This is a genomic window from Rubrobacter sp. M3-4 (assembly GCF_059772285.1).
In genome coordinates this window covers 182,758-194,928 of the sequence record NZ_JCBAJP010000002.1, presented here as the reverse complement: position 1 = coordinate 194,928, position 12,171 = coordinate 182,758, and the positions used below count along the sequence as shown (strand labels likewise).

At 66.7% G+C, this 12,171-nt stretch carries 14 protein-coding genes; 4 read left to right on the top strand and 10 right to left on the bottom strand.

Going from position 1 to position 12,171, the window contains the following annotated elements; translation table 11 throughout:
• Window positions 1-4 precede the first annotated feature (4 nt).
• The 10 genes from AC6EKW_RS03245 to cofD all read right to left on the bottom strand — a co-directional run bounded on the left by AC6EKW_RS03245 (window position 5) and on the right by cofD (window position 9,149).
• Window positions 5-676: a queuosine precursor transporter gene (locus AC6EKW_RS03245; RefSeq protein ID WP_498513689.1), complete on the bottom strand. Its 672-nt coding sequence runs from the start codon at window positions 674-676 to the stop codon at window positions 5-7.
• 178 nt (window positions 677-854) lie between these two features.
• Window positions 855-1,433 carry an adenylyl-sulfate kinase gene (cysC, locus tag AC6EKW_RS03240; RefSeq protein WP_273886944.1) on the bottom strand — a complete coding sequence of 193 codons (579 nt, stop codon included), beginning with the start codon at window positions 1,431-1,433 and terminating at the stop codon, window positions 855-857.
• A gap of 50 nt (window positions 1,434-1,483) precedes the next feature.
• On the bottom strand, window positions 1,484-2,659 hold the full coding sequence (gene sat / locus AC6EKW_RS03235) for a sulfate adenylyltransferase (RefSeq protein ID WP_498513688.1): 1,176 nt from the start codon (window positions 2,657-2,659) through the stop codon (window positions 1,484-1,486).
• A complete protein-coding gene (locus AC6EKW_RS03230) occupies window positions 2,656-3,009 on the bottom strand; it encodes a hypothetical protein (protein WP_273886942.1) in 354 nt (117 codons plus the stop codon). Before AC6EKW_RS03230 ends, sat begins: the two co-directional genes overlap by 4 nt.
• A gap of 2 nt (window positions 3,010-3,011) precedes the next feature.
• Window positions 3,012-4,205: a Coenzyme F420 hydrogenase/dehydrogenase, beta subunit C-terminal domain gene (locus AC6EKW_RS03225; RefSeq protein WP_498513687.1), complete on the bottom strand. Its 1,194-nt coding sequence runs from the start codon at window positions 4,203-4,205 to the stop codon at window positions 3,012-3,014.
• A 4-nt stretch (window positions 4,206-4,209) separates the two neighbouring features.
• Complete coding sequence (locus tag AC6EKW_RS03220; RefSeq protein WP_498513686.1) at window positions 4,210-5,835, bottom strand: nitrite/sulfite reductase; 1,626 nt, start codon at window positions 5,833-5,835, stop codon at window positions 4,210-4,212.
• On the bottom strand, window positions 5,822-6,580 hold the full coding sequence (locus AC6EKW_RS03215; RefSeq protein ID WP_498513685.1) for a phosphoadenylyl-sulfate reductase: 759 nt from the start codon (window positions 6,578-6,580) through the stop codon (window positions 5,822-5,824). The genes AC6EKW_RS03220 and AC6EKW_RS03215 overlap by 14 nt, the downstream gene beginning before the upstream one ends.
• A gap of 234 nt (window positions 6,581-6,814) precedes the next feature.
• Entirely contained in the window at window positions 6,815-7,549 is a 735-nt protein-coding gene (cofE, locus tag AC6EKW_RS03210; RefSeq protein WP_498513751.1) for a coenzyme F420-0:L-glutamate ligase, read from the bottom strand.
• Window positions 7,550-7,554: 5 nt separating this feature from the next.
• Window positions 7,555-8,139, bottom strand: a complete 585-nt coding sequence (gene cofC, locus AC6EKW_RS03205; protein WP_273886937.1) for a 2-phospho-L-lactate guanylyltransferase — start codon at window positions 8,137-8,139, stop codon at window positions 7,555-7,557.
• Entirely contained in the window at window positions 8,136-9,149 is a 1,014-nt protein-coding gene (gene cofD / locus AC6EKW_RS03200; RefSeq protein ID WP_498513684.1) for a 2-phospho-L-lactate transferase, read from the bottom strand. Before cofD ends, cofC begins: the two co-directional genes overlap by 4 nt.
• 33 nt (window positions 9,150-9,182) lie before the next feature.
• On the opposite strand from cofD, the gene AC6EKW_RS03195 reads away from it, so the two are divergent.
• The 4 genes from AC6EKW_RS03195 to AC6EKW_RS03180 all read left to right on the top strand — a co-directional run bounded on the left by AC6EKW_RS03195 (window position 9,183) and on the right by AC6EKW_RS03180 (window position 12,139).
• A complete protein-coding gene (locus AC6EKW_RS03195) occupies window positions 9,183-9,923 on the top strand; it encodes a lipoate--protein ligase family protein (protein WP_498513683.1) in 741 nt (246 codons plus the stop codon).
• Between the two features lie 160 nt (window positions 9,924-10,083).
• Complete coding sequence (locus tag AC6EKW_RS03190) at window positions 10,084-10,638, top strand: hypothetical protein (protein ID WP_498513682.1); 555 nt, start codon at window positions 10,084-10,086, stop codon at window positions 10,636-10,638.
• A gap of 120 nt (window positions 10,639-10,758) precedes the next feature.
• Window positions 10,759-11,376: a MarC family protein gene (locus AC6EKW_RS03185; protein ID WP_498513681.1), complete on the top strand. Its 618-nt coding sequence runs from the start codon at window positions 10,759-10,761 to the stop codon at window positions 11,374-11,376.
• Window positions 11,377-11,419: 43 nt separating this feature from the next.
• Window positions 11,420-12,139, top strand: a complete 720-nt coding sequence (locus AC6EKW_RS03180; RefSeq protein ID WP_498513680.1) for an esterase/lipase family protein — start codon at window positions 11,420-11,422, stop codon at window positions 12,137-12,139.
• Window positions 12,140-12,171 lie beyond the last annotated feature (32 nt).

Genomic DNA, 12,171 nt, shown 5'->3' with positions numbered 1-12,171 from the left:
CTCTTCATCTCCCGATCAGGAGCGGGTTGAAGCGGGTGTCGCGATCGTAGACGTCGAGGCCTTCGACACGCTTGAGATACCCCACGACGAGGTACGTCAGGGGGGTGGCCACGATCTCGTAGGCGCTCTTGAAAAGCCACTGGGAGACGATCGCCATCACCAGAGCGTGCGCGGGTATCGTGGCGGCGAAGGCGACCGAGACGAAGATCGCGGAATCCAGCCCCTCCCCCACCACGGTCGAGCTTATCGTGCGGCTCCACAGCCAGCGTCCCTCCGTGAGCACCTTCATCCGGGCCATCACGAAGGAGTTGGCGAACTCCCCCACGAGATACGCGAGGAAGGAGGCCCCGAGAAGCCGCGGCGTGTAACCCAGGATGCGTTCGTAAGCACCCTGCGCGTGCCAGACCGGAGCCGCGGGTAGCACTCCCCCGACCCAGATCGCCGCCACCGCGAGCAGGTTGCACAGAAACCCGAGCCAGATCACGCGCCGCGCCGCCGAGTACCCGTACACCTCGGTGAGTACGTCCCCGACGATGTAGCTGACCGGGAAGAGCACGACCCCGGCCGGCAGCACCAGCCCGAAAATCCCGACGAGCTTCACCGCCGTGACGTTCGCCGTGATGAGCGTGGTGACGAACACCGCCACCACGACCACGAACCACGGGCTGTATCTCATGCCACCAGAATCAGACGTCTCTTCGGACAGCGGCATCCTTCGACGGTCGACCTCCAGGAAACGGGAAACATGGCTCATATAACCATACACCCGACAACGGCGTCAATCCCGAGGCCGGCCGGTGCATGGCGGGAAAAAAGAGGAGCGCGGGAGGGCCCCGCCGTCCGGAGCGTCGCCTTCAGCGAGTGCCGCTGAGCGTCTGCACGGGCCTGAGATATCCTCTCTCCTCGAGGTAATCGATGACCCGGCGTGCGCTCTCCTGCGGGCTCTCCTGGGCGGTCTTTATGTGCAGCTCCGGGTTCTCCGGCGGCTCGTAGGGGTCTGAGACGCCGGTGAACGCCTTTATCTCGCCGGCGAAGGCCTTCTTGTAGAGGCCCTTGACGTCGCGCTCGGCGCAGACCTCCACGGGAGCGTCCACGTACACCTCTATGAAATCCTCGCCTATGTCTTCCCTGACCCTGTTGCGCGCCTCCCGGTAGGGGGAGATGGCGCTGACGATAACGGCCACCCCGTTGCGCGTCAGCAGATTCGCCACGAACCCTATCCTGAGGACGTTGGTGTCACGGTCCTCCTTGGAGAACCCGAGCCCCTTGGAGAGGTTCGTCCGGACGATGTCCCCGTCGAGGACCTCGACCTTGCCCAAACGCAACCTGAGCTCCCGCTCGACTATCTCCGAGATCGTCGTCTTGCCGGCCCCCGAGAGCCCGGTGAACCACAGCGTGAAACCGCGATCCCTGTCGTTACTCCCGTCCTGCACTCGAAAAACCTCCCTCCTGCGAAACTTCCTTCCGTAGAAATGCCCCGACCTCAGCCGTTCATGCCCTCGACCAGGATCTCGACGACCTCGGGCCTGGAGAACTCCGGCGGCGGGTACTCCCCACGTCTGAGCATCTCGCGTACCTTGGTGCCGGAGAGCATGACGCGCGACTCGTCGTCGTGCGGACAGGTCTTGGTGGTGGCCATCCCGCCGCAGTTGAGGCAGAAGAATGCGTTCTCGAAGAGGAGCGGGGTTATCTCTATCTCCCCCTCCTCGAACTCCTCGAAGATGTGGTGTGCGTCGTAGATGCCGTAGTAGTTGCCGGGGTCCGCCGGGCTGCGGCCGATGATGAAGTGGGTGCAGCCGTAGTTCTGACGGCAGATGGCGTGGAAGAGGGCTTCGCGCGGCCCGGCGAAGCGCATCGTCGCCGGGTAGACCGCGAGCACGGTGCGATCCTTCGGATAGTAGCGCTCGAGCAGCACCTCGTAGGAACGCATCCGCACGTCCGCCGGGATGTCCTCCGCCCGCGTCTCCCCGACGAGCGGGCTGAGCAGGAGCCCGTCGACGGTCTCGAGCGCGCTCTTCTGGATGTACTCGTGCGAGCGGTGGATCGGGTTTCTGGTCTGGAAACCGACGACCCGCCTCCAGCCGCGGGAGGCGAAGATCTCCCTGAGCTCCGCGGGTTCGTGGTAGTGCTCGGGGAAGGGCCGCGGCGTGGGCTCGTCCACGAGCAACGTGACCTTGCCGCCGAGAAGCACATCACCCTGCCGGAAGAGGTTGGCGACGCCGGGATGCTTCTGGTCCGTGGTCTGGTAGACCTCTTTCGCCTCCCGCTCCTTGTCGTGGTCGAAGACGTCCTCGACGGTCATCGAGGCAACCACCCGTCCCTCGCCGTCGGCGAGCGCTATCTCCTCCCCTTCCGAGAGATCCCGGGCCTCCTCCCGGCTCACCGGCAGGGTGATCGGTAGCGGCCAAGCGACGCCGTCCGCGAGGTGCATGTTCTCGACGACGCCCTCGTAGTCCTCGCGGGTCATGAAACCCTCCAGGGGTGAGACGACGCCGGTGGAGATCAGCTCCACGTCGGAGAGCTCCCGAGGCCCGAGACGGACCTTCTTCAACCTGGACGCCCGCTCTATCGCTTCCTCCCGCTCTTCCTCGGGGAGCCGGCGGTCTACGAGCACCCCGCCGTGCGGGGCTATGGTGGTGTAGCTCTGCTCCGTCTTCACCTGCAAACCTCCTCTGCCTCGGTTCTCTTCAGGGAAGACCGCGCCTCGGGTGGGATGCGCCTCAGAACCCTGCCGGCGAGCCCGGAGGCACAGTGCTCCCAGACGTGCTCACCGAAGACCCAGAGCCGGACCTCCGGTGCATACCCCCGCACGATCCGCCCGAACCTCTCGCGGTCCATGCCCACCGCGCCGAGCCGGGCTCCCCAATGTCTCCACAGATAATCCGCGAGAAAATCCCCCTCTTCCACGAGCCTCTCGCCCTCCGACGGCCGGTCTTCGAGGAGCTGCCGGATCTTACGCCTGAGCTCCACCGGCTCCTCCGGTACGCCGAGCACCCCACGCGTGTCCATGCTCAGTACCTCACCGCGTCGTGCTCGACCGGTGCACGGTCGGTCCCCGCATAACCATTCAGGTGCTCCTCGTAGTCGATGAACAGGGGAGCATCCGGGTCGAAGGCGCGTTTGAGGCTCTCGAACGCGATTCTCTTGTCCAATTCGTTCAGCTTATACAAAGCCTCCGGCTTGTCAAGCTCGCGCAGCTCGAGCTTCTCCCGGGCATGCTCGAAGGCCTCGAGCCCCTCCTCGCTGCGGATGAGCACCGAGGAGTACCCGTCGGCGCTCCCGACGCTCCCGACGGAGATGTCGGCGGCCCGCCCCATGAAGTCGGCGCACTCGTCGCAGCCTTTGAGCGCCGCGCCGTGGAAGTGCTTTATGGACTCCTCGAGGATCGTCTCGCCCGCGTGGTCCTGCAGGATGAGCTTGCCCCGGATCACATCGACCCGCCCCACCTCGTCGAGGTCTATGCCGCGTTCCTCGCTTATCTCCTGCAGCATGAGCTTCTCGTAGTTGAAGCTCTTGGTGCACAAGAGCGCTATCGTCAGCACGACGGCCTCGACCCGCGAGGACCCCCAGTTCCAGGGCCTGGCCTGCATGGCCTTTATGCCCTCTATCTCGCACGGGGTCCCGACCACGGCTATCCTCGGGTTGGGCGGAAGATCATAACCCTTGAAGTCAAGGTGCCCGAGCGCGAGCGTCTGGTTGTAGAAGCTGCCGGCGCACTCGCGGACCTCCTCCGGGGTGCGGGCGAGGAACGCCTCCCCCTTCCAGGGCTCGGTCTCGCTCTCGCGCGCGAGGAGCACCCCGTCTATCTCGCCATCCTCGAGCAGCGAGGTGAGGATCGCGGTGACCACCCCGCCGTCCTGCACGCCGGGGACGTCCTCCCTGAGCCGGGCGGTGTAGCTCTCCTCGACGCGCCCGAGCCCGTCGATGCCGTCATCCACGCCGGTTATCTTCCAGATCGCCTCGTGGCGCATCCCGCCGCGGGGGCAGAAGTCCCAGCACAGCGAGCAGCCGGTGCACATCTTGACCAGCCTGGGCAGATCGTCCTCCGCGATACCGATGGAATCCGAGGGGCAGGCGGCCACGCACGCCCCGCACTGCACGCAGCGGTCGGCGTCTATGACCGCTTTCTCAAGATCCCAGAACCAGACCTTCCCGGGAGCCTCATCGATGTCGTTCATCATCTCCCGGATGTCGAACCCGGCCATCCTTTCAGCCAGCCTCCCCCCGGATGATCGCCCTGAGCTCGGCGTTGGGTTTCCTGCGGGCCCACTGGTGGAAGCGCTCGCCCCCACGCCGCTCCTGCTGGAAGCGCCGCAGCAGACGCTCGAGGGCCTCGGGAACCCCGTCCGCCGGCCTGGCCCCTTCGACCCAGTCTATAAAGGCTGCATCCGCCCCGAGAGAACCGCCGAGGCCGATGTCCACCCCCTCGACGATACCGTCCTCCGTCTTGGCGGTCTCTCCCCGAAAGCCGATGTCCGCGATCTGGGGCTGGGCGCAGGAGGCCGCGCACCCGGAGAAATGCATCCGGATCACGTCCTGCCCGACCCCATCGCCGAAGCGTCGATCCATCTCGCGCGCCCACTCGACGGCCCGGATCTTGGTCTCCACGATCGCGAACCGGCAGAATTCGCTCCCGGTGCAGGCGACGACCCCGCGCTCGAAGGGTTTGGGGTCCGGTGAGTAGCGCTGGAGGAGCTTCTCCTCGAGAAGTTCCTCCAGCCTCTCCTCCGGTACGCCGGTGATGATGAGGTTCTGGTCGTTGGCGAGCCGGATATCCCTCCCGTACTCCTCCGCGAGCCGCCCGGCCTCCTCGAGATCCTCCCCTCTCATCCGACCCACGACGACGTTGAGGCCGACGTAGTAGCACCCGTCCTTCTGCTCGTGCACGCCCAGGTGGTCGCCCCGGTATCTCTTCGTCAGCTCCTCCCCGGCCGGCTCGAGCTCGAAGGCGACCCGGCTCTCGAGCTCCTCCCGGAAGCGCTCGGGGCCGAGCTCCTGCACCAGGTAGCGCATCCGGCAGGTCCAGCGGTTCTCGCGGTTGCCGAGCTCCCCGAAGAGCTGGGCGATGCCGCGCGCCACCTCGACCGCGTCCTCGGGCCTGACGAACACGTCTATGTCGGAGGCCATCCTCGGCCCGTCCCCGAGCCCTCCTCCGACGCGCACGTTGAACCCGAGCGTGCCGTCCTCCAGCCGCGCCGGGACCATCCCGATGTCGTTTATCTCCGCCTGCGCGCAGTCCTCGACGCAGCCGGTCACGCTCATCTTGAACTTGCGCGGCAGGTTGGCATACTCCCGGTTCCCGACGAAGAAGTCGGTTATCGCCCGTGCGACCGGGTAGGCGTCGAAGGCCTCCTCCCGATCGAGCCCGGAGACCGGGCAGCAGACCACGTTGCGTGCCGAGTCCCCGCACGCCTGCACGGTGGTCATCCCCACCTCCTCCAGACGGCGCCAGATCTCGGGGATCTCCTCTATCTGGAGCCAGTGCATCTGGATGTCCTGGCGGGTGGTGATATCCAGGAAATTGTTGCCGAAGTGGGGGTTGGGTTCGGGCCCGGTGGCGAAATCCTGCGCGATGCGCCCTATGACCTTCGCCTGCTCGGGCGTGAGCCTGCCCCCGGGCACCTTTATGCGCTGCATGAAGTTGTTGCCGCCCTGGTTCTGCGGGTAGATCCCGACCCACTTCAAGCGTTCGTGTTCGCCGGGGATCTCATCTATGGCCCCAACACCCTTCTTCGAGTAGACCTCGAGCACGGCCTCGCGCACGTCGAGCGGATGGCGCTCGAGCTTCCACCGCTCGACATCGTTGAGCCTCTCGTTCTCCCTAAGAATCCGCACGGCGCACCTTCCCGTTGACGATGTGTATCCCGCACTCGGTCTTCTCCATCCCGGGCCACCTGCCCGCCCGCTCATCCTCACCTTCGGAGACGGGGCGGGTCTGCGGAGCACACCCTATGCTCCTGTACCCCCTGCCGAGAAGCGGGTTGAGCGGCAGATCATGCTCCTCGACGTACCGCATCACCTCATCCCGGCTCCAGGCCGCGAGCGGCGAGATCTTCACCACCCCGAAGAACTCGTCCCACCCCACCACCGGGGTGTCGGCCCTGAATGGCGTCTGATCCCGCCTTATCCCGCTGACCCACGCGTCGTAGTTCTCGAGGAACCTCTTCTGCGGCTCGACCTTCCTTATCTGGCAGCAGAGGTCCGGCGAACAGCTCCTCATCCTCTCCCCGTAGCGCGCGACCTGCTCCTCCACGGAGAGCTCGGGCCTCACCACCTCCAGGCGCAGAGAGGGATAGCGCGACATCGTCTCTTCCCTGAACCTGACGGTCTCTTCGAAGAGAAAGCCGGTATCCAGCGTAAAGACCGTGGCAGACTCCGTGATCCTGGAGAGCATGTCCAGAAGTACGATCCCCTCGGCCCCACCGAAAGACACCGATAGCGCGAGCCTCTCTCCGAACCTCTCGGCAGCCCAGCGCAGCACCCGCTGGGGACTCTCGCCTTCGAGTTCGCCCCCCTCCCGCAACAGCTCCTCACGGTCCAAAACCGGGCTCGTCTGCTTGGATACCCGCGCTTCAGGCATAGAAATCCTCCCTACAAAGGCAGTGCTTGGGTGTCGACTGAAAGAAACCTGCCGGAGCGATGCGGTCTCAGCCGCGAACGCTACATCGCCCGCGCATTCGCCGCAAACCCGGCCCCCCAGCCACCAGAGGAGTGCTCCGCTCTTCGGCTCCGTATCTCACGCGAAAAATACTAGGCTACGAACCCCCGGCCGTCAATAAAAAACACGATAAATTTTGTCGGATTCGGAAAATTTCTATCTGAAGAGGTCTCTGCCGGGGTCCATGACCATCTCGGAGGCGGCGCCTTCGCCCGGCGTGTACGGGAAGCCGCGCACCAGGGCTGCGGGCACGGCGGCGGTCTTCCCCATCACGAGCTCGGCGGCGGCGGCGATCTCGTCGGCGGAGGCGAGGACGCTGGCGGAGAGTTCGTAGCCGTAGGGGTCGCGGTGGCCCCGGTAGTCCGAGAAGGGCTTCATCCCGGAGAGGCCGATGGCGACGTTGGTTATGCCGTTCCTCCAGGGCCGGCCGAAGGAATCCGAGACGATGACCGGGACGTCGATGGCGGTACGCTCGGCGATCCGGTGACGGATCCGGGCGGCAGAGGCATCGGGGTCGAGGGGGAGCAGGCATACGACTTCCTCTCCGGGGACGTTCGAGGCATCGACCCCGGCGTTGGCGCAGACGAAGCCGTGGCGGGTCTCGGAGATGATGAGCCCGCGGTCCATCCGGACGATGCGCCGGCTCTCGCGCAGGACCGCCTCGATCTGGCGGGGATCTTTGCCGTGCTCGGCGGCGAAGCTCTTCGCCAGTGGCGAGGGCTCGACGGTTCGCAGGTCGAGCAGCCGTCCCTCGGCCTTGCTCACCACCTTGTGCGTGACGACGAGGATGTCCCCCGGCGTGATCTCGTCTCGTACGGCCGCGCAGAGCAGGGCGGCGAGATCGTCGCCGGGGTGGATCTCCGGGAGCCCTTCTACCGGGATTATGGAGATGCCGCTCAAGAGACCAGCCGCTCCAGATCCGCCGCGGTATCGAGGTCGAAGGAGAAGTTCGGGCGCTCGCAGACCTCGACGGGAAGCCCCCTCCCCCGCGCGAGACGAAGATGCCGGGCGAAGCTACCCTCCCCGAACGCGAACGGCATGGCATCCGGAGGGCGGAGCAACAGCGCGTTGGTGCCGGTGCGCGCGCGGTCCGGGGCGATGACGACCGGAGCCCTCCCGGCGGATCGGAGCAAAACCCCGACATCGTCCGGCTGCAACAAGGGAAGATCGGAGGGGAGCACGAGCAGGGAGCCGGCGCCCCCGGAGAGCGCCCACGCCCGCGCCTCCTCGAGCGCCGGGTTCAGGCCTGCGCTCCTCTGGTGCAGGGGGTGGGCACCCTCTTCCCCTGCGACCCCGAGCACCCCCTCGTCCGGACTCACGACGCAGACCGGCCCGATCTCAGCCCCTCGCAGGGCGCCGAGGACCCGCCGCAGGGTCCTCAACGTCAGGGCGGCCCGCTTCTCCGCCGGCAGCACGCCACCGAGCCGGCTCTTCGTTTCGCGTAAGTCCTTGACGGGTACCGCGGCGAAGATCGGCTTCACGCGCGCAAACTCCCGCAGAAGTCGAGTACCTCCCCGGCGAGCCTCGCGCGATCCTCCTCCGAGCGCATCACGGCATCCGTGACGAGAACCTCCATCCCGAGATCTTCTATACCGGCCCGCTCCCTCTCGTCGGCCCGATCTACCACCATCCCCCCCACCACCCCCTCGTACTCCCGCGCGACGCCGAGCGCCGAGGCCTCCCTGCCCAGCGAGGACATCATCCTGTCGGCGGGACCCTTCAGCGCCCGGCCCCCGACGAGCGGGCTCACGGCCACCTTCGGCGCACCGCTCTCCGTGAGAGCACGCCGCATACCGGGCACGGACAGGATGGGCCCGATGCTCACCACCGGGTTGGAAGGGCATATCACGACGGCGTCCGCCGCCGAGATGGCATCCTCAACCTCCCGGCTCGCCCGGGCCTCCCCGATGCCGCGCAGCTCCACCCCGAGCACCTCGTCCTTTTGGGCGCGTCGGACGAAGTACTCCTGGAACTCGAGCTTCCCGGCGGACGTGTAGAGCAGCGTCGAGACCGGCTCGTCGCACATCGGCAGGATTCGGCCGGGCACGCCGAGCGCGGCAGCGAGGCGGGCGGTCACCTGCGTGAGCCTCTCCCCTTCGCGCAGCAGGCTCGTGCGCAGCACGTGGGTAGCGAGGTCTCTATCACCGACCCTGAACCAGGCGTCCTCCCCGTAACGGGAGAGCATACCCAGCGCACAGAACGTATCGTCCATCACGCCCCAGCCGGTCTCGGGGTTGGCGATCCCGGCGAGGGTGTACATCACGGTGTCGAGGTCCGGGCAGATGCGAAGGCCCCACAGCCAGAAGTCGTCGGCGGTGTTGACCACGACGGTGAGCTCTCCCGGGGTGAGAACCGCCTGCAAGCCCGAGGCGAGCTTCGCCCCGCCGACCCCCCCTGCGAGCGCCACGACCTTCACGACGGCTCCGCTGTGATCCTCCGCATCGTCACAGGCTGCTATCTTAGCACCGGAGGAGAACGCAACCTTCAGCAAAGAGCCGGAGCACCGGAAGAAGAGAGGAGCAGGATGGAGATCATCGCCGCCGGTCGGCTCGAGACCCCGGAAGAAGGGTTTGGGCTGCAGCAGGCAATCCTCGAAGATGTGGGCGCAGGAAGACGCCCTCCGACGGCCCTCCTCTGGTCCTCCGGTCCCTTCGTCGCCGCCACCCGTCCCGAGGCCCGCAGGGAAGGTTTCGCCGCGGCCGTCAAGACCGCATCGGCTCTGGGGTTCCCCACGCTCGTGCGCAACTCCGGGGGCGGGGCCGTCGCCGCGAACGAGGGGACGCTCTCCTTCTCGATCACGTACGCCGTGGAAGACCTGCGCAGCGGGCTCTACGAGCGCTACGCGGAGCTTTCCTCCCTCATCGTCGGCGCGCTGCGTCGCCTCGGGATCGCGGCGGAGACCGGTGAGGTCGAGGGGGCGTTCTGCCCCGGCGAATACTCCGTCAGGGTAGGGGACCCGGGCGGCAAGAAGGTCGCGGGTCTGGCCCAGAGGGTGACCCGGCACGCCGCACGGGTGGAGGCGCTGATCCTGGTCGAACGCACGCGGGAGCTCGTCCCGGTCCTGGAAGCCTTCTACGGGGCGCTCGGCCTCCCCTTCAGGCCGGGAAGCATCGGAGATCTCCCCGTGGGCGCCGCGGAGGTGAGCCGGGCCCTCGTGCGGGAGGTCGAACGGCGCTACGGCGCGCTGCGGTCCCCCCTTGAAGAGGAGCTCGCGCACCGGGCACGCTCGCTGTCCGGCACGTGGAGTCCGGCGGCGTTATCCTGAAGTGGAGGAGGCGGAAAGGAAGGAAAGATGAAGCAGAAGGAGCGGGAACGCGAGGAAAACATAGAGCCGGAGGAGGAGCTGGGGACCATCCTGCTCCCCGAGCCGGAGCAACAGCCCGAGGAGGAACCGCAGAAGAACGCCTCCTGAAGCAAACCCGGCGATGACCTCCAGGATACCCGTCCTCGGCGTCCGACACGTCGGGGTCCCGCGGTCCCACGCCGAGCCGGAGTTGAGGCTCGGGCGTGGTCAGGGTGCGATAGCCCCCGGCGAGGTGGCGGTGGCCACCTGCCGCCCCTACCCGCTGGAGAAGCTCCTGAGCGCCCTGCGCCCGCTCATGCCGGCGCTCGTCCCCGAAGAGGCGGGGGTGCTCCTCACGCCTCACACCTCACCGGCGCGCGAGTGCGTGTGCGGCATCTACGCCTACAACGAGATCGGGGAGAGGTTCAGGGACACCTACTTCTGCGTGTATCTGGGGTGGGGACGCGTCTACCACGGCAGACACTACTGGAGGGCACAGTACGCAAAGCCCCTCGCGCTCGGCAAGCTCGGCCGTCCCGAAAGGTACGATCCGGCTGGGAGGCGGGCCGCCTGGATAGAGAGGCTCGCACGGAGGTACGACATCCCGCTCCTGCCGCTCGACCGTCTGTACCGCTACGTGGAACACTTCGGGCGGTGGCCCGAAGAGCCCGGAGCGTACGAGAGGCACGACGGCTGACCGGTCGGCGATAGCCAGCAGCACCGGCGGCAACTACGCGCTCGGTCTCCCCGCGATCACGGCTCCCGTCCTAATCGGGGTGGCAGAGAGCACCCGGATCGGGGATATAATCGCCGTGGTATGCTCGCGCTTATCTTCAACTCTCTCGTGACACTTCTGGTGGTGGTCGACCCGCTCGGACTCGCGCCGGTCTTCGCCGCGCTCACCCGTGGTGCGCCCGAAGGCTACAGGCGACAAGCCGCCGTACGGGGAACGCTTCTCGGCGCGGCCATACTCTTCGTCTTCGCTTTCATCGGAGACGGGCTGCTCGCGGCGCTGGGGATAGGCATGCCGGCCTTCAGGATAGCTGGTGGCATCCTGCTGTTTTTGACCGCGCTCGACATGGTCTTCGGGCATCCCCTGGGCCACCCGTCCCAGAGCCAGGACCAGGAAGGGCAGGTGATAAAGAGCGATATCTCGGTCTTCCCCCTCGCCATCCCTCTCATCGCCGGTCCGGGAGCCATAACGACCGTTCTCCTCTACACGGGAGGGCGTAGCCTGCTGGAGACGGCGGCCTTCCTCGGCGTGCTCACGCTCGTGCTCGCCCTTGTCCTGGGGTCCTTGCTCCTGGCGCCGAGGGTGATGCGCCTGTTCGGCGAGACTGGTTCGGACGTGATCTCGCGGATACTCGGGGTGCTGCTCGCGGCGCTGGCCGTGCAGTTCGTCCTGGACGGGTTGCAGGCCGTGCTTCACCCTTAGGGGGAGAGAAAGCCCACAAACCAACGTATATACTCCGTACGGTATGAGCGGAGATCCGATAGTCGTGGTCGGTGGGTTCATGTCGTGGCCGTGGAGGTACAAACCCCTGGCCCGGGCGCTCCGGGAGGTCTCGGGCTCGCCGGTCTACGTGGTGCCGATGACGCCGCTCGACTGGATGATGGGCGCTTTCCGGGGCTTCGGCCAGCTGGTCTTCGCGATCGGCCGGACGGTAGATCGGGCCTTGCTGGAGACCGGGGCGGAGAGGGTCACCCTCGTCGGGCACTCGGCCGGGGGCATAGCGTGTCGGGTCTACATCGGCGGGGATCATCCCTACGGGGGAAGACGTTACTCGGGACACCGCAGGGTCTCGCGCCTCGTCACGCTCGGCTGCCCGCACGTGGTGGCCGACAAGAGGGGCCTGGCGACGATCGCGGAGGTCAACCGGCTCTTCCCGGGGGCGCTGCACAAAACCGCAGGTATAGACTACGTCTCCGTCGTCGGGGTCGCGGCCGACGGCTCGAAGTCCTTCCGGGCGCGCCGGCGCTACGAGCGTGTGACCGACGATGGTCGGGTCAGCGGGGACGGAGTGATCCCCATCTCCTGCGCCTTCCTGCCCGGTTCAAAGAGGATAATGCTCGATGGCGTCTTCCACCACGTGGGCCTGGGACGCTGGTACGGCTCGGACCCGGAGACGGTCGCGCTGTGGTGGTACGGTGAGTCCCCCGGGCGAACTCCTCTTGCGGAGGACGGAAGCGCGCGGTAGCCTCGAACCAGCAAACGAAGATCGGAGAGCCA

What these genes read in the sequence shown, in the direction of transcription:
- AC6EKW_RS03195 (WP_498513683.1), top strand. Translation starts at nt 9,183, where the DNA reads ATGGAGATCATCGCCGCCGGTCGGCTCGAGACCCCGGAAGAAGGGTTT.
- AC6EKW_RS03180 (WP_498513680.1), top strand. Translation starts at nt 11,420, where the DNA reads ATGAGCGGAGATCCGATAGTCGTGGTCGGTGGGTTCATGTCGTGGCCG.
- AC6EKW_RS03215 (WP_498513685.1), bottom strand. Translation starts at nt 6,580, where the DNA reads ATGCCTGAAGCGCGGGTATCCAAGCAGACGAGCCCGGTTTTGGACCGT.
- AC6EKW_RS03185 (WP_498513681.1), top strand. Translation starts at nt 10,759, where the DNA reads ATGCTCGCGCTTATCTTCAACTCTCTCGTGACACTTCTGGTGGTGGTC.
- AC6EKW_RS03190 (WP_498513682.1), top strand. Translation starts at nt 10,084, where the DNA reads ATGACCTCCAGGATACCCGTCCTCGGCGTCCGACACGTCGGGGTCCCG.
- AC6EKW_RS03245 (WP_498513689.1), bottom strand. Translation starts at nt 676, where the DNA reads ATGAGATACAGCCCGTGGTTCGTGGTCGTGGTGGCGGTGTTCGTCACC.
- AC6EKW_RS03230 (WP_273886942.1), bottom strand. Translation starts at nt 3,009, where the DNA reads ATGGACACGCGTGGGGTGCTCGGCGTACCGGAGGAGCCGGTGGAGCTC.
- AC6EKW_RS03225 (WP_498513687.1), bottom strand. Translation starts at nt 4,205, where the DNA reads ATGGCCGGGTTCGACATCCGGGAGATGATGAACGACATCGATGAGGCT.